Genomic DNA, 20,476 nt, shown 5'->3' with positions numbered 1-20,476 from the left:
AGGCTGGATTCCGGCCTGTTTTTTCATGTGAAATTTTCGATTACAAAATTGTAAATTATCCCATTCACCCCTGGTAGCTTTGACATCAAGATACGACAAGGCAGGAGAAGAAATGATGAGTATATTAAAAAAGCTGCAAGAACGGGTTACCGCTACGGGAATATACGTGTTTTTCATCTGTATGGTAGGCGTGATCGTTCTCTTGTATACGAACCAATGGTCCTTTTTGCACTATTCGACAACAGAGTGGGTCACGATCTATTCCCTATTGGGAGCAGTTCTGATTCTGGAGCATTTTACATTCCAGCTACCACCAGCCAGTAACAAGCAGTCCATGGATTCCTCCGTGTACCTTGCTTGTATTTTTGTGCATGGCACCGAAATTGCAATTCTGATTTTGTTGTTAAATGTAATCATTGCCGCGTTCCGGCACACAGAGCTGTCCTGGTGGAAGCATGCCGTCAATTTTTCCATTTACGCACTTTCCATTTTCCTGTCTTCAACAGTATTTGAACTAAGCGGCGGAACGCAGGGGGCCTTAAACGAAGATCATTTTGCTTCCTACCTGCTCGCGTTGATCTGCTACTTTGCGGTGAACACAATCACACTGGGAATCTACTTTTATGTCGCATACAAAGGGTCCTTCAATGAGCTCAAACAGGCTTTTTTGGCTGAATCCCTGCTCGTATATTTATGTACGCTCATCCTGTCTCTGGTATTGACCACGCTGATTTATTTCAACGGCATTTTGGGACTTCTGCTGTTCCTTGGGCTAAGCATGCTCCTGTCTCACGCGTTCAAGCAGATGTTCACCATGTATCGGGAAATCGAGGAAAAGGCCAACATGGATCGTAGAACAGGACTATACAATCATAGCTACTTTGAAAATACACTTGAAACTGAACTGAATATATCCAAATCCCAGAATACTCCTCTAAGTCTGGCACTGATTGATATTGATGATTTCAAAAAATACAATGATCATTTCGGTCATCTCAAAGGCGATCAGCTATTGGGATTTCTAGGTGAGTTTCTTAAAAAAGAAACCTCCGGCACCCACATCACCGTATCCCGCTATGGTGGAGAAGAATTCACCCTGCTTATGCCCAATCATACCGCTGAACAAGCTTATGAAACAGTCAATGCTATCCGAAAAAGGCTGAATGATTCTCGTTACGAGGGTGTCGAAATTTTTCCGCATGGCTGTCTTTCCTTCTCCGCAGGCATTGCACAAAGCCGCATCGACATCTACGACAAATCACAGTTGGTCGATCTGGCGGATAAAGCCCTGTACTACGCCAAGAAACAGGGCAAAAACATCGTTCATACGCACGGCAGTTTAAATGAAGTGGAGCGCGAGGTCGATCTGGGACAGGATATTCGTGATCTTGAGCAGCAGCTTAATCTGTTCTTGTACAAGGATATTAACACCTTCAAGCATTCCAAACGGGTATTCAGATATGCAGCAGACATGAGCGATGTGCTTCAGCTCGGACCGGAGGATAAGCGGCGTTTAATATTGGGAGCCCTCATTCATGACATTGGTAAACTGGAGATTCCCTGGAATATCCTCAATAAAAAAGAGAAGCTGTCCGGCGAGGAATGGCAGATGGTGCAAGCGCATGTCATGTGGGGCAAGCGTATTGTCGAAGCCAACGAACGATTCATAGACTTGGTTCCTTTTGTGGAGCTGCATCATGAACGTTATGACGGGGGAGGCTATCCGTTCGGCTTTAAGGGCGAGCAAATCCCACGGCTATGTCGGATGCTGACGATCATTGACTCTTTTGATGCGATGACAACCGAGCGTCCCTACCAACCCACCAAAACATTCGAGGAGGCCATTGAAGAACTACATGCCTGCTCGGGTAGCCAATTCGATCCCGAACTAACGGCTATTTTTATCCACTATATTCAATATAAGCAACCTGCTTTCACGGATTCCATGGAAACAGGCCTCTAATTTCTCATAGGCTCTTCCTCTTAACCCCTACCGTGATTGAAATCTGGGCGATTTCAATCACGGTAGGGGGTTTCATATGATTGGCATTTTGCATAATGATTATTATTTCAAATTTCATATAAATGTCATAATTCGCTCCATCTATTCACGCTATATGCACTATGATTAAGATAGCCATTGGTTTGTCCGTATAAAATGCTACAAATGAGGATATCCTCGCTTCAAGTAATCGAGAGAAGGTGACTTCACAGGCATGTTGTACCTGTCCAGACCAGCCCGTGCGGCTTGTCTTTTATTGCTGTGTCTCCCCCTTCTTATCCTGTTTCCTCACTCTTCGTGGGCTCATGCATTTGTCGTTGAATCCAGTCCGACCGAAAATCAGGTTTTGGACAAGTCGCCTTCTCAGGTGACTATTACCTTCAATGAAGATTTGCAATCTGCCTTCATGTCGATCAAAGTGACCGATGAAACAGGCAAGCGGGTCGACACGGGAAAAGCACAGCTTAACCCGGAGCACAAAGCCACCATGGAAATCAAGTTGATTCCAGGGATGAAAAATGGAATTTACACCGTCAATTGGAGAGCTTTATCCGCAGACGGACACCCGGTCAATGGAGTGATTCCATTTCAAGTAGGTAGCGGTTCCAATGCGTATACCCATCAAGCTACCGCATCTGAAGGTTCAGGGGCATCACGACTCGACTTAATCGCTGTCCGTTGGTTCCTTTACATAGGACTGTCGCTGCTATTTGGAGCGATTTGTTTCCGATTGTTCATCTTACCGAACATAAGCAGAGACAAGAATGTAAGTGAACAGCAGCAGCTTAATCAGCGGGCCTCTGACACATTGCCCCGCTGGACTAAGCTGCTATGGAGCGGCTACGGCATAACGTCTGCCGCCATTCTGATCAGCCTGCCACTTCAGGCTTCATGGGATGCCGGGGTTTCCATCGGGGAGGGCTTCTCACTCCCAATTCTGGGAGAAGCTCTCCAGTTTACTGGGGCAGGGCAAATCTGGTTTATCCAGATGATTCTCGTGCTGCTCCTGAGCGTAACGCTAATTTACGCGCTGGATCACAGCATTTCCAATCGCCAGCGCCGTCTTTGGGACTACAGCTCAGTTCTCCTAACGCTGAGCCTCATGCTGTCCAAGGCCTTTGTCGGTCATCCGGCAGCGGCCACCCATCTGGCTCCAGCCATTGCGGCGGACTTCGTCCATCTCGCAGCGGCTGCCTTTTGGATCGGCACACTTGCCGTCATGGTCGTGTGCCTGCCTGTTGCCGGATCAGAGCTGCCCGTATACGAGCGGGCAACTCTGCGACAAGCAGCCCTGCGCCGCTTCGCCGGCTGGGGCCTTGCTATGGTGGCGGCCCTACTCGCCACCGGTATATATGGAGCCGTGCTGTATATTCCGGCTCCTTCCATGCTGCTGAACACGTCCTACGGACTCGTTCTGCTCGGCAAAGCAGCGCTGCTGCTAGTCATGCTGGCCTTCGCGGCCAGCCAGTTCCGCAGCGCACGGCAAGCGACGGCGAGCAAGCGAGCCGCCGGGGGATTGCGTGCCGAGGTGTCCGTCGGCCTGCTCGTGATGCTGTTGGCTGCGGTGCTCACTCACCTGTCACCCGGGCAGCCACCTGCTGTACCGTTCGAGGAGACTCGTACTACGGGCGAATACAACGTTACGCTGGCAGTCAGCCCCAATGCTGTGGGCAGCAATGAATTTAAGGTATCCGTTCAGGATAGCAAAGGTGCTGCAGTTTCAGGAATCCAGCAGGTCACATTAACACTCACTCCAGCAGACCCTGACCAAGATCAACAGGAATTCGTCCTCCCCGTAAAGCAACAACAGCCATTCCGCAGTCAGGAATTAATGACCTCCGAAGGAACATGGGCTGTAAAAGTACATGCTCTGACGGCATCACTCGATGCGGTTGATGCTGAATTCACCCTGCATGTAAGCGGTAAAAAATAATTATTTTATACTTAAAAGGAGCGAAATGAATATGAATACAACGATTCAAACAGCAAAATCCAAGTTCTCCAGGTTTGCAACCTCCGTGGGCCTAATTGCAGCAGGTGCCTTGCTTTTTGCAAGTATGGCCAGTGCACATGTGACGGTTAAGCCTTCCGTTTCACAACCTAATGCGTGGGAAACGTACACGTTGAAAGTACCCGTGGAAAAAAACATTCCAACCACCAAAGTCGCCTTGAAAATTCCGAAAGAGGTCGTTTTCAAGCAATATGAGCCTGTACCGGATTGGAAGGTAGCCACCGAAAAAGACAGCTCCGGCAAAATAACCACCGTTACGTGGACGACTGAAAAGGACGGCATTCAAGCGGGTCAGTACCAACGCTTCAGCTTTGTAGCACAAAATGCAGACCAGAATACCGCAGCAGCCTGGGACGCCTTCCAATATTACAGTGACGGAAGTATCGTGGAATGGACAGGCGATGAAGAAAGCAACAATCCTCATTCCATTACCAAAATCACGGCGGATGCTACATCCGAAACTCCTGCTCCTACCGCAGACAGCGGACACGATTCGGCGGGCACTGCAGCAGGCCATGCGAGCACAGGTACGGCTAAAGATAGTAGTAGCCCCGCACCTGCTTCGAACAATGCTGTCGAAGCTGCGCCTGCCGCTTCTGCTCCAGCCAGCTCTGCTGCACAAACGACAGCACTTATCCTCTCAATCATTGCAGTCGTGCTTGGTGCGGCAGCGGTCGGCATTGCGCTCAAGCGCCGCAAGTAATCTTTGATTACAGGCAATAAAACCTTAAATACTAGAAAAAGCTGGTGCCGTTCGTTCAGGCACCAGCTTTTTTTAGTTTGATAAGGCTTAAAACAGAATAGGTGAATCCAGAACAACCCTATGATGGGTAATTTCCCATTCGCCGTTGATCTTCTTCAAGTCCATGTCGTAATAACCACTTTCCTAGCATAAGCTCCGCCATGACCGAAAAAGCCCATTTCCCCGAAACAATATGCAGAAAGCCTGATATCGGCGCAACGCATTCGCTCATCGCGTTTTTCTCACTCATACTGTTCACCTCGTAACTTTTATCTATTCGGATTCATCTCATCCTATTAATATCACATCCACCTATCTATCATTTTTTTGGTAAAATGGTAGATACCTCACGATTCTAACATGATAGCATTGCAATCTATTGAGCATAGGAGATCATAGGATGAAAATCGTAAATAAGGCTCTGTTATCTAGTGCTATTTTTCTGAGTACCGCAGCGGGCTTCTATAGCCCTTTGGCACAAGCCGAGACCGGCAAGATCAGCATTATGCTGGACGGATATCCATTACCGTTCCCCGTACAACCTGCCATGATGAACGGCACGACCATGGTTCCCTTTCGCGCTATTTCTGAGGCTCTTGGCATAACAGTGAAATGGGATCAAGCCAGCCAAAGCATCACTGCTACCAAAGCGCAAGGCTCTGCTACCAAGCAGGTGGTTCTAAAGATGGGTAGCCGTAATGCCACAGTGGACGGACAAACGGTTCAACTAACAGCCGCTCCGCAAACCGTGCGCGGCAGCACGATGATTCCGCTGGGCTTTTTCGGGCAGCAGTTTGGAGCCACGGTGAACTGGAACCAGGGAACACGGACGGTCTCCATTACATCGCCACGTGAAGCTATGTATACAGTAGGCTTCTATGCGCTGTCTTCCTTTGACCAAAAATCCAAAATACCGGATTTTAACGCAGTTGCCTTCGGCTGGAGTCGAATTGATACGAACGGACAATTTACGACAAGCGGCAAAGAATACAAATGGCCTCAAGCCGCTGGAACCGTAACTCCGGAGTCCATTGTGCAGGAGGCAGACAGCCAGGGGACTTCCCCTTACCTGATGGTCTATTCTGGAGATGGCAATCACGAGCTGACCAAGGTTTTGGACAATGCTCAGCTTCAAGAACAAACCATTTCCCAAATCGTCAGCACCGCCACCGACAAACAATTTAAAGGCATTACGCTAGATCTTGAAGGATTGGGCTGGAGCGGCGATAAAGCCAAAGCGCGTTCAGACTACAACGCCTTTATTCAAAAGCTATCGGCCAAAGCGCATCAGGCCGGACTCAAGCTCACCGTTGTTCTGCATCCGCTGAACAGCTCTTACTCTGGCTATGACTACAAAACGCTGGGCAATCTGGCGGACGATCTGATCATCATGGCCTATGATTACGGACAAAAGGCTACGCCTGAGCCTTTGGATAAAGTGGATGAAGCCATACAACTGGCCTTGAAGGAAACCTCGCGGGACAAGCTCATTTTGGGGATTTCGATGGGTAGCGAAAAAGACAGCACTGTTAACGCCAAGATCGGTTTAGCCAAACGTTATGACCTCAAAGGCATCGCCATCTGGCGTCTAGGCATCATTGGAGAAACAGCTTGGGCAAAAATGAACGAGGCCATCGAATTTAAATAAGCAAATTTAAATAATCGAGTTTAAATAGGTGTATACTTTTAAAAAATAATCCTAGCCTGATTTCGCCCGCTGATGATCTCATGCATCTTGTATGAAATCATCAGCGGGCTTTCCTTATCCCCCACCTTAACAAAAATGCTTTCCCGAATTAGATGTTGTCGCCACAGGGTCGCCACTCTGTTCCCCATAAAAGACACCCCAGTCTCTCATAAAGTCCAGCAACGGCCTTAACGTATCTCCCAACGGGGTAAGCGAGTATTCCACACGCGGCGGATTCTCGTTATAAATTTCACGGTGCACAATACCATCACGCTCCAATTCACGCAACTGCAAGGTTAGCATCCGCTGCGTAATATTGGGCAAGGTCCGTCGAATTTCGTTATAACGCCGAGGTCCTGTGGTCAAATGATACAAGATGACTCCCTTCCATTTGCCGCCTATAACCCCAACGGTTTTCGCTACCGGACATCCAAAATTAACGCTAACTGCATGTTCCATCTCCTGTGCCATGTATTCCCCTTCTTTCTGCAGGATGTGTAGATCATAACCCCAGACTTATGACAAGGAACAAATATGTGCGTACTTGTTCCCTCAAAAAACTTTCTATATGATGACTATATATTCGATATCAGCTCTCATTATAGTAGCAGAAAACAAATAGAGTACCAACTAAACTCAAACTTAAAGGAGTACATTTTATGTCCAATACATCAGCTAAAAAACAGGAAATTCTGGATGCCTTTCTGTTCAGACATGCCACGAAGGAATTCGATCCCGATCGCATCATACCGGAGGAGGATTTTCAGTTCATTCTCGAAACCGGGCGACTTTCCCCAAGCTCCGTCGGTTTTGAACCGTGGCAGTTTGTGGTCGTACAAAATCAGACATTAAGAGAAAAGCTGGCTGCAGTTTCCAGCGGAGGTCAAAAGCAGATTCCTGCGGCTAGCCATGTTGTCCTGATTTTGGCGCGCAAGGATGTCCGTTATGATTCTCCTTACGTGGAGTATATGTACAAAGAGGTTAAAGGTATGTCTGAGGAAGACTTTGCCTCACTACCGGGTCGCTATAAAATTTTCCAGGGTGAAAATCAACGGCTGTTGGAAAACGAACGTACGTTATTTGACTGGGCTTCCAAGCAAACCTATATTGCCTTAGGCAATATGATGACGGCTGCGGCTCAGATCGGTATTGATTCCTGCCCGATTGAGGGCTTTAACTACGATCAGGTGCATGCTATTTTGGAGGAAGAAGGACTGCTGGAGAACGGGCTGCTGGATATTTCAGTCATTGCTGCCTTCGGTTATCGTGCTCATGAACCCAAGCGGGAAAAATCCAGACAATCGCTGGAAAAGGTCACACGCTGGGTTTGGTAAAATGTCATTTCCAATACTGTTAGCTAAGCTTTAAGTATAGTAAAAATCATAAACAGGCGGACTTGCGATCATTCATCTTAACGGTGGCCTATCGCAACCCGCCTGTTTATATTAAATTCTTTACTCCTACACAACTTTTGTTTTTCACCGCAGCTAGGTTATCCTATATAATAAGATGTATCTGCCTAAAAAGGAGAAAGCACACGTGGAAAGATCAGAGAAATTGACAAGGATTGTTATTGTCGATGATGAAGAGTTAGCTTTGGATTATATGAAACGTCTGCTTGGAAATTTACAAGGTATACATATTGCAGGAGCTTTTATGAATCCATTAGTGGCAAAGAACTATATTCTTATTGACAATATAGATGTAGTCTTTTTGGATGTAAGACTCCCAGAAATAAATGGAATTGAATTAGCAAATCAAATTTTGGAGCACAAACCCCATATTTATATTGTATTTGTTACTGCTTATGATGAGTACGCTATTCAGGCCTTCGAACTTAATGCGATGGATTATCTGGTCAAACCGGTCACGCCAGATCGTCTTCTCAAAACCATGAATCGTATTCTGAAGCGTAACGATAACGCTGCTCCCATAACTGCCGATCAGCAGCCCATTCTCCATTTACAAGTTTTTCAGCATGTCATCTTCAAATTAACAGATCAGCAGCCCACTGTTATTCAGTGGAGGACCAAAAAGTCCCAGGAGTTATTTTTGTACCTGCTCCAAAATCATGACCAATTAGTCCGGAAATCAACCTTGATTGAATTGCTTTGGCCGGAATATGAAGAAGATAAGGCTTACTCTCTTTTATATACTGCGGCTTATTACGTCAGAAAAACCATAGGACCATATCACAACTTTTTGGAGATCTCCAACACTAATGGCGGTTATATTTTGCATACGCAAAACGTACTGTTAGATACAGAAAGATGGGAGTTCCATCTTTCATCCGCTCCTTCGCTTAATCTAGAATCAATTGAGTACTATGTTAAAGTAATGGAATTATACAAAGGAGATTATCTACAGGAATATGATTTTTGGTGGGCTGAAAGTGAACGCCAGAGATTGCATAAAATATGGTTATCTACATCCCTCAAGATGGCAGAGTGGTATAGAGAAAACGCCCAACCTGAAGAGGCCGTTACTATTTATAAGGACATCTGTAGTCGTCACCCCCAAGCAGAGGATGCCTATTGGGGATTAATGAAAACCTATGCTGATATGAAAAAAAATAACTTGGTAAACCAGTGCTACAATTTGTTATCGTCAGTCTTATGGGAGGAACTCCACGAGAAACCCAGTGAACAAATCACAAATTGGTATAAAGAGTGGCAAATGGCACATACCCGCTCGCACGGCTGAAGTAATTTTCTCCAGAAACCCGTAGAACCTCATCAGAACCGTTGCTGTTTCAGCCCGTTCTGTATGAGGTCCTGCGGATCAGCGTTTATGGCTTCGCGTTCGGGGAATATGAAAGCTCACCGTTGTACCTTGATTAGGATGACTACTGATATAAAGCCCCTTACCGTATATTTGCTTCAGACGTCGGTTCGTATTCCGTAATCCAACCCCGCCATCCTGTTCTTTTGGATGATTGAGTAGACTATCCAGCTTCTCTTGATTCATACCCACACCGTCATCAATAATGGCTATTTCCACACCATCCTCCCGATGTTGAATACGAATACACAATGTCCCTCCATTTATTCGATTCATGATACCATGCCTGATTGCATTTTCCGCAAGCGGCTGGATCGATAACGGTGGTAGCTGCAAGGACACCTGCTCGTCAACTTCCCATACAATGTTTAGTCTATTCCCAAAACGCTCCTTTTGGATATAAAGATAGGATTGCAAGAGTGCAAGCTCATATTCCAGTGAGACAACCCGATCGAGGTTTTGAGGATTAAAGCTTGATCTTAAATATTTGCCAAATTCTTCAATAAGAGCCACCATTCTGGTGTGATCGACATGACTTAAGGATGTAATAGTATTCAAGGTATTAAATAAAAAATGTGGTCTGATTTGCGCCTGTAACCATGCGGCTTCCATCCAGAGCCTTTCTCTTACCGATTTTTTAACTTCAGTCAAGGCACGAACCCTTGATTTTAATTCCATAGAATCCACAGGCTTCATAATATAATCATTAGCCCCGGCAAGAAACCCCGTATACAAGTCTTCCTGCTGACTACGTGCCGTCAACAGCAATACAGGTAGCTCCGAAATGCTAAAGTATTCCCTTACACGTCGAGTTAACTCATAACCCGACATTTGGGGCATCATGACATCGGCTATAATTAAATCCCATTCCCGGCGATCTAACATATGCAAGGCATCCTGGGCACTGGTTACAGTGACAATATCATAAGGCTCCGATGCGAGAATTCCCTCTAACACCCTCAAATTAACTGGATCATCATCTACCGCGAGTATACTGGGCCTTACAGAACCTGCCGCAACCTGCATCACAGTTTCTTTTTGAAAGGCTAAAGAGATCGCACCTACTGCTTCATCATTGCGCACCTGTCCATGATCTCGAGACTCGTCGGTGATAGGCGAGGGATCAAGCGGTAGCGTGAAAGAAAAGGTCGAACCTTTCCCAAGTTCTGAGTGTACACTCAGGGATCCTCCATGAAGCTCCACCAATTGCTTACTGATACTTAAACCTAGTCCAAGCCCGTCCCCAATAACCGTTAATTGGGAATTTCCCTGTTCATATGGCTGAAATATTCGCTTTTGGGTTTCCTCATCCATCCCAATACCAGTGTCCCGCACCTGAATACTGGCCATATCGCTTTGGATTTGTGCATGGACAGAAATTGTCCCTTCGGCAGTATATTTGACCGCATTATGAAGGAGATTGAACATGATTTGTATCACCCTATTTTCATCCGCTAATACATTTGGAAAATCAGCAGGGATGTCTACTACCATGTTTAGAGGTTTTCCATCGGTCATGAATTGAAGCATATCCAACACACCCGAGGCTACGGCTTGTGGCTTCAAGCTTGTTTTTTCCAGAAGAATATCCTTTTCGCGCAGACGTGTAACATCCAGCAAATCATTTAATAGCAATGACATACGGCGACCGACAGTAACGAGCAATTGCATATTTCTCCTGTTTGGTTCATCCAGGGTGCCGTCCTGATTCTCCAGTACGGTCTGTGCTATATTGATCATTCCATGCAAAGGATTTCGCAGCTCATGAGAGGTGTTGGCCAAAAATTCATTTTTTACCTGATCAGCGCGCTGCAGTCTGTCCGACAGCCTTTTCAGCTCAGTGTTCGTATTAAAAAACCGTTTGAACCAGTAGGACGCAAACGCTACAAAGGCAAGCACAATATCCCAAGGGTAATAGGGGAGGTCATTCGTTTTGAACAGGCCCCACAATATGCTGGACGCGATGCTAAGGGTTGCCAGCAACAGAAAAACAGCCTCTTTTTGCCCTCTGAATGTTTTAAGAAAAGCAAGTGTGGGAACCGTAACACATAGGGAAATGCCTAAAAATACTAAAAGAGCCAAAAGAAATGCATGAAGACTGGATGAGGGTACAAATAAAACCAGGACCGCAAAAAAACAGTGGCCTAAAAAAACAATCTGAATGATTCGAGATCGAACCAACAGAGCCTGTGCTAGCTTCAGTACACACATGCCGATTCCCATATAGGAAAGTATGGTTATTTTTAACGAAAGATTCAGACTGATGGGGAACCAGTCCCATAAAAGCTTGTCATCGTCTGTCAGAATGGATAATACCGTGCATACCACAATTCCTGCAAAATATAGTAGCGCCTTCTTTTGTGGATTCATAAAAAATATAACTACTACATATAACCCGTGAAGCAGCAAAATAATACACACCATTATTTGCATCGTGATCGCAAAGTTGGTTCGGCTATTCACAGCCTCAGCGCTTCCGAAAATAATAGGCTTCACGATCCCTCCGCTGGCAGGGAAATCAAAATTGGATACTTGGATGACAATCTCAATAGCCTGCCTGTTTGTATCAAACATAGCAGAGAACGGAACAGTTGATCCTGTATGCTGTTCGACCTTGTTAGAGGCCTGGCCACTATGACTAACTAAACGGCCGTTCACAAATATGTTCGATGCCGTACTAATCCTCCCAATCCGAAGACCGTATAAAGTGGCTTCCGGCCTGTCACTTAAAATAAGCAGCCGATAGGTTCCAACTCCATATGCCGTATGATCCACTGGAGATACCGATTCACTCCATATTCCCGGTACCTGAATGGTCTGACGCTGCTTCTTCATTAATAAGGAATTCAGTTCGGCAGGGGAAGATAATGTTCCCGGATAAAACTCCCACTCACCATTTAATGGTAAGGTCTTGATTTGCTGCAAATCCAGGCCCTTCAGATCCAAAATACCCGCCTTGGCCCGAGGATAATCCTGATGGTGGTAATACTGAAACCACAGCACACGCAGGCCGATAATCACGATCAGGAATGACAGCGTAATTAAAACGTTCCGCTTATTCATCTGCTAGTGATCCCCCACCATGATTCAACATCCAATACACATTTACTGTGGCGTACGGCTTGCCCCAACCGTCCCCGCGCAACGCACCGCACTCACAGCGCTGCTCCAGCAGCTTTGGTCGGGACAGTTTACCAAGCAACGCCTCATGCCAAATCCCCATGGTTTCACAACCTTTATCTACACCATTTTTCACTAATTGTTCCTCCCCACAGATTGTCCGTATCTATTCAAGCAACATACGGACCCCTGTAAGCGCTATGCCAATAAGACAACCTGTGAGTGCGCCATTAATCCTTATCCATTGTAAATCCTGTCCCAGCTTGTCCTCCATTAAAGAAATAAGGGAAGCATTATCCATTTTATTAACATTTTCGCGGACCAGATTACCAATTTGGCTGTGGTTCGCTTCCAACACGCCGATAATACCTGCCACGATCCGCGAGTTGATCCTATCCAGCAGTTCCTCATTTTTCCGTAAATCAACCAGCATTCGATCCAGCAACGGTAAAATGTACGCCGTCACATAACTGCCGTCTTCCATAGAATCTAGCAAATGACCACGCAGCTCTTCGAGCTTGTCCGATACAGCCACATCACCTTCCCAACTATCGATAAGGGTGTTTTTCCAGTGGTTCAGTCCCTCCCTGACAGTATCTTTTGTAGCCAGGCGGGTCAGCTGTGTGTTAATACCAACCAGCATGGCCTGACGGCGCGGATGTCCATTGTCTTGAAGCTCTGCTACACGGTCCAGCAGAAAGTGACGGATCATCTCGCCCATACGCTCCTCATTCAAATAGCCGAGAAAAGCGTTCAGAGCAAACTGCATGAGCCCGCTAACCTGCAAACTGCTAACAGCCTGCATCCCTAGGGTTCCAAGCATAAACCCGGTGTCTGCTCGCAGCAACCATGACTCCGTCTGCTCCAGCGTATAATCCAGTGCGCGTTGGTCATACTCCCTCTCTCCAGCTTGCCGAACGAGTGCCTCAAGCAACGGCCCAATATCGAATTCAGTTGCCTGCCGCTTAATTTCGTTGGTGATCACCGGGGCCAGCTCCGACAGCGGAAGTGATCGGACAATTCGCTTGGCTAGAACATCTATAAAAGCGATCGCCTCCGGCGTGCGCATTCCTTTTTCCACGCTGTTCAGCACCAGATCGGCCAGCCGGATATCGGCAATTTTAGACGCAATACTTTCTTTATGAAGTAAATTGTTTTCGACCGTGTTTACCAGGGCATCGGTCAGCTTTCCCCGATTTTTGGGGAGAAGCGCTGTATGTGGAATCGGAATACCTAGCGGATGACGGAACAGTGCGGTTACGGCAAACCAGTCTGCCAATCCTCCGACAAGTCCGGCCTCAAAAGAACCGGCCAATAGACGGGCCCAGCCAAATTGTTGAAAAGGTAACGTAGCAGCAAAGCCCGCACCCATCATAACAAGCGACCAGGTCGCTGCTGTTTTCGTGTTTTTTGTTTTTCCCATCCTGTAATCCTCCAAACTGACTGTCGAATATATATTACATCTGTAGTACCCATCATATCATTGCCTGTACGAATTCCAAAGCGTACCACACTCTATTTTCCGTAAAACGAGCGATATTTAGTTTTAACATGTCAACACAAATTGAGTTTCACATATCTACACCTCTCTATAGATATGCGCGAAACAAAATCGCAACATTAGACCCGGAACTCCTCCTCATAAAGTGAGTCTTACGAATCATTTTCCTGAAACAAAGTCCCATTTTTCTAAAAAGCGAAAGGATATGGACGCCCAAAGTGGAATGGGCAAGTATAATACATTTAACGTAAGGTCCTTATTTATATCAGAAAGGACGTGACCTTTGACACCCCGGGCATATTTAACCTTCATCCTGCAAATCACCAAGTTAACGACGTGAAAAACCGAAAGAACACACTGTGCTTTTCACATTGATACGTGCTAAATATTTGTAAAAAAATCCCTAAATTATATATACTCCATGAACATATTTAATGTGATAAAATGAGTTTTTAAAAATAGGAACTTTGGTTTAAGAATAGGGTATTCATGAAACAAACTACAATTAGCTTGCTAAAATTGCTCTTTTGTAAAGGAATTGGATATGACAACAACAAATCAAAAACATAACCAGGGACTCTGGAGAAAAGATCCAGTTGTAATTGAACGTACCCCCTCTGCTTTCGCTAAGACATCCCTTTTTTATATACAGGAAATAGGTTACTTCAAAACAACACATGCTTATGCAATGGAACGGAAAAAGCTCACCTCGTTTTTGCTCCTTTTCACCTTGTCCGGGAGAGGGGAATTGCAGTATCAGGAGAAAAAACATACATTAAGGCCTAATGACATGCTTTTTATTAATTGCGAAGAATATGTACAGTACAGAACTGCCTGTCACGAGCCATGGGAGTTCATTAGTGTAAATCTGTACGGCAATCTGATTGATAATTACTACGAACAATTTATCAAGCACAACAAGCCTGTAACCTCAATAGAGGATTCAAGTGTTGTATTGGACAAGCTGAATACCTTATTACATGTACAGTCTGACAGAAGCATATCCGCTGAGCTGCTCACATCCAAGCTTATCGTTGATTTACTGACGGTTATTTTACAGCATCCCTACACTTATTCTAACGCGAATATAGATGGGACCGCGGAGGTACGCAAGGTACAGCAATATCTGGATCAGTCCTATTGTGAACGGATCACGTTGGACTCGCTGGCTGAAATGTTCGAATTAAACAAGTTCAATCTGGCTAAAAACTTTAAAAAACAGATTGGCTTTTCTCCTATTGAATATCTCATTAATGTTCGTATCACTGCTGCTCAAGGCTGGCTCAAAACCAGTGATGTGTCAATTGTAGATATCGCACAATATGTGGGCATTCCCAACACAAGCCATTTTATAAACCTGTTCAAAGAGCATATCGGAGAAACGCCTCATTCTTTCCGCAAAAAATGGCGAAACTGTATAAAATGAGGCCTATGTAATATCTTCGACTTATCTTTGTCGATAAATAGGGAAATTTGAGATTTAAACTTGCCTAATATAGCATCTAACTGATAGAATGAAACATATAAGCTATTCAGGATAAATGGCAAACTTGTCGAAAGGCAAGGACGCAAAGCTATAGGGCCTTCTATTAAGATGGCAGCCAGCTACCGGTTGAAGTGGCTTTTTGTCGTGCCTTTTTACCTAAAAACTTTATACGATAACGGCAAACCTGTCGAAAGGCAGGGACGCAAAGCTATAGGGCCTTCTATTAAGATGGCAGCCTGGCCACCGAAAGGAAGTTTTTCCATGAGGAAAACGGTATTTTCAGCATTCCTCCTGTTTTCTATGCTGTCCACAACATCCTTACAATCGACAACTTACGCTGCCGATAGTGCTGTATGGCTGGATCAAAACAATGTCAACCATGGTACGGTCAGTGTGCGTTACTCTGTTAAACCTAACGTTAAAACCAAGATTTTGGTTGCCAAAGATGCGCAAAAATACTCTTATAACCTGACACCCGGAAAATCCGAGGAAGTGTTCCCTCTTCAAATGGGTAATGGTCATTACAACATTAGTATCTTGGAACAGCTTAGTGGCAACCAATATAAAGTGATAGGACAAGATACTATAGAGTTAAAGCTGAATGATAGCAATGCGGTATATCTTAATTCCGTTCAAAACATTGACTGGAGCGACACCAATCAGGCGATTCAAAAAGCCCACGAACTAACTCAAGGCGCAACAACAGATCGGGAGAAACTTCAAAGAATCTATGACTACGTCATTAAAAATATTAAGTACGACTCTAATCAAGCCTTCGCCTTAACGACTGACTATCTGCCGCAAATTGATCGTACCTTACACTCGCAAAAAGATATCTGCTACGGTTACGCTTCACTGGTGGCTGCTATGTTACGAAGTGTAAATGTGCCCACCAAGCTGGTTATGGGTAAATCATCCTACGTAGACACCTACCATGCCTGGAATGAAGTCTATATCGACAATCAGTGGGTGATCATAGATACTACAGTAGATGCAGCACTGAATAATGGAAAACAAAAATTTGAAATGATCAAAGAACCCTCCAAATACTTTAAAACAAAGCAATATTAATATCAATATTTTTATTAATATTATTTAAAAAATAAAGAATTGATATCATACTTCTTGTAAAGCCTTGATCACATGATCAAGGCTCTTTTTCTATCCCTGTTGAGAAATTGTTGAGATGTAGCATGTATTCTAATCCATAAAGACATTGAAATCTAACCTATTGATATCCTAATTCCAAAGACAAATAAGGAGGAGATATTGCAGTCCGAAAATGTGAATTATCATAATTATGATAGGCTTTATACAGCTAATTCAGCGTCTATAAATGATGAATATATAAATACATCCGATCTAAGGAATAACCATTAGCCGCTGAATAAAAGTACTTTAAGACAGGAGATTTGTTTACCTTATGAGAAAAAAATGGAATGCAACAATCGTTGCGTTGTTACTCCTTTTACAATGTTTTTTCAGTACAACACAAGCTTATGCACAAAATCCCGAATCCGTTTCGCCAGTGATTACAGGAACTGACTCGGTTCAGAGTGTGACTAACGATGTATATGAACAGCCCTCAGAACCGATTAGCGTCCCACCTACAGCTATTCAGACAGCTGCCGTCTCAACTTCCGAAACGAGAACGGCTCAGGAAAATATTTTAACAAAACTAACCCTAACAGATTCCACTGGGAGTGTCATTGATGCGGTGTATAATCCCGATAGTCGTGTGGAAATTGGCTCCGCAGTCCATTTAGGCTATGAATGGGAGCTGCCGAACAATACGTATAAAGCCGGAGATACCTTTACCTTTCAACTACCGGAGCAATTCCAAATCTACACGGACATCGCATCTCCTCTGACTAACACGGATGGAGAAGTCGGTTTTTTCACTGTAGACCGCCAAGGCAAAGTGACCATGACTTTTAACGATTACGTAGAGAACCACTCTAATATCAGCGGTAAGTTGGAAGTCAAAACAGAGTTTAGCAAACAAGTAGAAAAAGGCAGTACAGAAGTCATTATTGCGGTTCCAATCAAAGGCGGCGTGCAGACGGCTATCGTAAATATTAAGCCTGCAGCTGGCCCCACTTTGGAAAAGCAAGGTGTTTCCGATGGAAAAAATCAAATTAATTGGACAATCGACGCGAATAAACAACTGGATACTGTAAAACACGCCGTAGTAACTGATCCAACTCCCCAAGGATTGGAACTAATCAGAGACTCTATTCGGGTATACCATTTGCAAATCAATGTTGACGGATCGACCGTGCTTCGGGACCCCGTTGATGCAGATAAGTATACACTTGAAGCTGATCCGGCCGGTACTGGCTTTAGGGTTCGCTTTAACGAAGAGAACATACACAACGCGTACCGGATCCAATACTCCACGAACATCTCAAGCGAGGATACCCGCTTCTCCAACACAGTCACTTTTTCAGGAGACAATATGAAAGATGCCTCCTCATCAGCTACAGTAACCATTAAACGCGGAGATTTTCTGGGTAAAAAAGTAGAGCAATATGACCCGGTCACGCAAACCGTTTCGTGGGCAATCAAATATAACTTTGGCAATAAAAAAATTCCCGCAGCAAAAGCAATATTGAGTGATCGTTTTAATAACAGCCAACAATTCGTCACAGGCTCGCTAAAAGTGTATAAAGGGGACACACAAGAGGAGCTTCCTGTATCAGAATATACAGTCACTACAGTTACCGACGACCACGGTACTAACGGTTTCGATTTACTTTTTAGTAAGGATATTGATGCACCGTATACAATCCGTTATCAAACCAAATCTATAGAACGTGTACTCAAAAATGATAAAATTACGAACAGTGTAACATCGGATGGAGTAACCAAAGAAACTACCAAAGAACTGAAAAGTGGGGTTATCACCAAGGGCTATAAGGAGCCAAACTATAACACCAAAACAATTCCTTGGGTCATATCCATCAATGCAGATAAGTATACAATGGATCAGGTCGTTATCGACGATGTCTTTCCAAATGGCGGTCTGGCGTTATTGCCAAACACATTGAAGATCCAAAGCGCGGACGGAAAAACAACACTAACATCGCCGACAGACTACGAACTGATCCCTCTGACGCTGGATTATAAAAAAGGGTTCACGATACGTTTTCATAAAACAATCCAAGACACGTATACAATCAGCTATACAACTACATTTAATAATGAATGGAAAATAGACAAGATCAAGCCGGAATTCTGGAACAAAGCCTCTATCGCTTGGTTATACAACGGAACAACACAAACTGCTGAGGCTCAAGCTCGACTATGGCCGGACAAGATGACCCAGCAAAACGGAGCTAAGTTAGGTAGTTACAATGCCAGCTCCAAGCAAATTACATGGGACATTCAGGCCAACTATAACCGTAAAACTCTGAATCATGCTGAAATAAGGGATACATTATTACAGGGGCAAAGACTGGTTCCAGGCTCTGTTAAGGTTTACGATATGACACTGCTCGGATGGTGGAATGGCGTACAAAAGGGGGCTGAGTTGCCTTCGAACCAATACACTCTTATTTTGCCTTCCGCCGATAATAACAACGAACTGAGCATCCGGTTTAACAAATCAATCAACTCTCCTTATTGGATCACTTTCCAAACGACATTGGAAGGGGCGCTGATTGATAAAGAGATCAATAATGAGGCTCAGCTTATGGATGGAAAAGATGTAGATTCGGAGTGGGCAGCCAAAGTAACTGTACCCCACGGTGGAGAATACGTGACGAAATCCGGTGTCCAGAACGGAAATAAAATCGATTGGAACATCCATATCAACGAAGGACAATCCTATGTCTCCAACGCGAAGATCGTGGATACGCCCAGCAATAATCAGATTCTGATTGGAGAATCCTTCCATTTATATTCCACCAAGGTATCTGCAAACGGAGAAGCTGTTAAGGATATCGAATTAGTCAAGGATCAGGATTATAAGTTAACAATAACAACGAATGATCAAGGGCAGCAATCCTTTGAGCTTACCTTTTCGAAGGCTATATCATCAGGTTATGTTTTGGAATATCAATCCTTGATTCAAGCCGAAGACAAAGCACAAGTGAGCAATAAGGTTTATTTCGAGGGCGACCGTTTAACTACTGAAACAAGGGAAACAAGTAAAGAAATCATTGTACGTACTTCCTCCGGTTCGGGATCAGGCGGAGGCACTACGGGAAGCCTTGAGATTACTAAGGTGGATGAGGACGATCATAGCAAGGTACTACCCGGGGCACGTTTTGCACTCTATGACAAGAATCAGAAAAGAGCCCCTCTCGTCCAAACTACCAATACCGACGGGAAAATCGTATTCTCTTCATTGAGCTATGATGATTACATTCTGGAAGAACTTACAGCTCCTGAAGGCTACAAAATAACAGCTCCAAAAACAGAAATCAAAATAGATGCAACAATCAAACAAAGTTCAGGTATTAAACAAATAGTGATCACCAACAAAAAGGAGACTCCTGTTGATCCGGGTCCGGGTAAACCTACAGATCCAGGTACGCCTACAGATCCGGGTACACCTACAGATCCAGGCACACCTACAAATCCGGGTACACCTACAAATCCGGGTACACCTACGAATCCGGGCTCAGGCAAAAAACGTGATAAGGACCCTGAAATAACTGAACCTTCGATGACGCCTACTACACCCGTAACCAATGAGCCACAAATCATCGAAGATGAAGATGTTCCGTTGGGCGTTCCCGTCATTGAGCAACCACCTGTAGAACCAGAGGTGCAACCAGAGCCGCAGCCAGAGTCGCCAGATACCGATCCTCACGAGGAAACATCTCCACCAGTGAAGATTGAGGATGACCCTGTACCTGCGGGAGGAATTCGCTTACCGGCAGAAGAGCCTGAAGATCCAAGTGATCCGGGTCATACACCCAAGGTGGATACATTACCAAAGACTGGGGAAAGCAGCCCTGCTCCCTTCTATTTAAGTGGTATGTCCTTAATTCTTCTGGGGGCCTACCTGGGTTATAGACGAATGCATAAAAATAAATAACATTTTACAATCAAACAATTCCCCTTCTAAGTTCACTACTAGCTAGGAAGGGGAATTGTTTTACATGATCCATTCATTGGATTACTGTTATAGGGAGGC

14 protein-coding genes and 2 riboswitches are annotated in these 20,476 nt (G+C 44.7%); of the genes, 9 read left to right on the top strand and 5 right to left on the bottom strand.

Annotation, left to right across the window (positions count from 1 at the left end; translation table 11 throughout):
* Positions 1-112: 112 nt before the first annotated feature.
* From AC6EJC_RS20905 to AC6EJC_RS20895, 3 genes are all read left to right on the top strand, one after another.
* Positions 113-1,963, top strand: a complete 1,851-nt coding sequence (locus tag AC6EJC_RS20905) for a bifunctional diguanylate cyclase/phosphohydrolase (protein ID WP_444955624.1) — start codon at positions 113-115, stop codon at positions 1,961-1,963.
* 253 nt (positions 1,964-2,216) lie between these two features.
* Positions 2,217-3,935 carry a copper resistance CopC/CopD family protein gene (locus tag AC6EJC_RS20900; RefSeq protein WP_444955623.1) on the top strand — a complete coding sequence of 573 codons (1,719 nt, stop codon included), beginning with the start codon at positions 2,217-2,219 and terminating at the stop codon, positions 3,933-3,935.
* Between the two features lie 31 nt (positions 3,936-3,966).
* Entirely contained in the window at positions 3,967-4,716 is a 750-nt protein-coding gene (locus AC6EJC_RS20895) for a YcnI family copper-binding membrane protein (RefSeq protein WP_444955622.1), read from the top strand.
* Positions 4,717-4,834: 118 nt separating this feature from the next.
* Here the strand turns inward: AC6EJC_RS20895 and AC6EJC_RS20890 are convergent, their stop codons facing one another.
* A complete protein-coding gene (locus AC6EJC_RS20890; RefSeq protein ID WP_444955621.1) occupies positions 4,835-5,005 on the bottom strand; it encodes a hypothetical protein in 171 nt (56 codons plus the stop codon).
* Between the two features lie 150 nt (positions 5,006-5,155).
* On the opposite strand from AC6EJC_RS20890, the gene AC6EJC_RS20885 reads away from it, so the two are divergent.
* A complete protein-coding gene (locus tag AC6EJC_RS20885) occupies positions 5,156-6,403 on the top strand; it encodes a stalk domain-containing protein (RefSeq protein ID WP_444955620.1) in 1,248 nt (415 codons plus the stop codon).
* Positions 6,404-6,529: 126 nt separating this feature from the next.
* On the opposite strand, the gene AC6EJC_RS20880 is transcribed toward AC6EJC_RS20885, so the two are convergent.
* The gene (locus AC6EJC_RS20880) at positions 6,530-6,913 is read right to left on the bottom strand and encodes a winged helix-turn-helix transcriptional regulator (RefSeq protein WP_442437019.1); all 384 of its coding nucleotides are present in this window, start codon (positions 6,911-6,913) and stop codon (positions 6,530-6,532) included.
* 188 nt (positions 6,914-7,101) lie between these two features.
* Between AC6EJC_RS20880 and AC6EJC_RS20875 the strand changes: the two genes are divergently transcribed.
* Both AC6EJC_RS20875 and AC6EJC_RS20870 read left to right on the top strand, forming a co-directional pair.
* A complete protein-coding gene (locus AC6EJC_RS20875) occupies positions 7,102-7,776 on the top strand; it encodes an NAD(P)H-dependent oxidoreductase (RefSeq protein ID WP_444955619.1) in 675 nt (224 codons plus the stop codon).
* Between the two features lie 205 nt (positions 7,777-7,981).
* Positions 7,982-9,145, top strand: coding sequence for a response regulator (locus tag AC6EJC_RS20870; RefSeq protein ID WP_444955618.1), 1,164 nt, complete (start codon positions 7,982-7,984; stop codon positions 9,143-9,145).
* A gap of 78 nt (positions 9,146-9,223) precedes the next feature.
* On the opposite strand, the gene AC6EJC_RS20865 is transcribed toward AC6EJC_RS20870, so the two are convergent.
* From AC6EJC_RS20865 to AC6EJC_RS20855, 3 genes are read right to left on the bottom strand one after another with little or no spacing between them, the layout of a single operon-like run.
* Positions 9,224-12,286 (bottom strand): hybrid sensor histidine kinase/response regulator, encoded by a 3,063-nt coding sequence (locus tag AC6EJC_RS20865; protein WP_444955617.1) that lies wholly within the window; start codon positions 12,284-12,286, stop codon positions 9,224-9,226.
* On the bottom strand, positions 12,279-12,479 hold the full coding sequence (locus AC6EJC_RS20860; protein WP_444955616.1) for a hypothetical protein: 201 nt from the start codon (positions 12,477-12,479) through the stop codon (positions 12,279-12,281). Before AC6EJC_RS20860 ends, AC6EJC_RS20865 begins: the two co-directional genes overlap by 8 nt.
* A gap of 30 nt (positions 12,480-12,509) precedes the next feature.
* Positions 12,510-13,766: a DUF445 domain-containing protein gene (locus tag AC6EJC_RS20855; RefSeq protein ID WP_444955615.1), complete on the bottom strand. Its 1,257-nt coding sequence runs from the start codon at positions 13,764-13,766 to the stop codon at positions 12,510-12,512.
* Positions 13,767-14,445: 679 nt separating this feature from the next.
* On the opposite strand from AC6EJC_RS20855, the gene AC6EJC_RS20850 reads away from it, so the two are divergent.
* The 3 genes from AC6EJC_RS20850 (at position 14,446) to AC6EJC_RS20840 (ending at position 20,377) form a co-directional block, all read left to right on the top strand.
* Complete coding sequence (locus tag AC6EJC_RS20850; protein WP_444955671.1) at positions 14,446-15,270, top strand: AraC family transcriptional regulator; 825 nt, start codon at positions 14,446-14,448, stop codon at positions 15,268-15,270.
* Positions 15,271-15,377: 107 nt separating this feature from the next.
* Positions 15,378-15,457: riboswitch (cyclic di-GMP riboswitch) on the top strand.
* 40 nt (positions 15,458-15,497) lie between these two features.
* Positions 15,498-15,578, top strand: a riboswitch (cyclic di-GMP riboswitch).
* A 13-nt stretch (positions 15,579-15,591) separates the two neighbouring features.
* Positions 15,592-16,401 (top strand): transglutaminase-like domain-containing protein, encoded by an 810-nt coding sequence (locus tag AC6EJC_RS20845; protein ID WP_444955614.1) that lies wholly within the window; start codon positions 15,592-15,594, stop codon positions 16,399-16,401.
* Positions 16,402-16,753: 352 nt separating this feature from the next.
* Entirely contained in the window at positions 16,754-20,377 is a 3,624-nt protein-coding gene (locus AC6EJC_RS20840) for a collagen binding domain-containing protein (protein WP_444955613.1), read from the top strand.
* Positions 20,378-20,476 lie beyond the last annotated feature (99 nt).

Source organism: Paenibacillus sp. TY11 (assembly GCF_059772165.1).
Note: the sequence above shows the minus strand (reverse complement) of the source record. Positions and strands in the feature narration are given on the sequence as shown.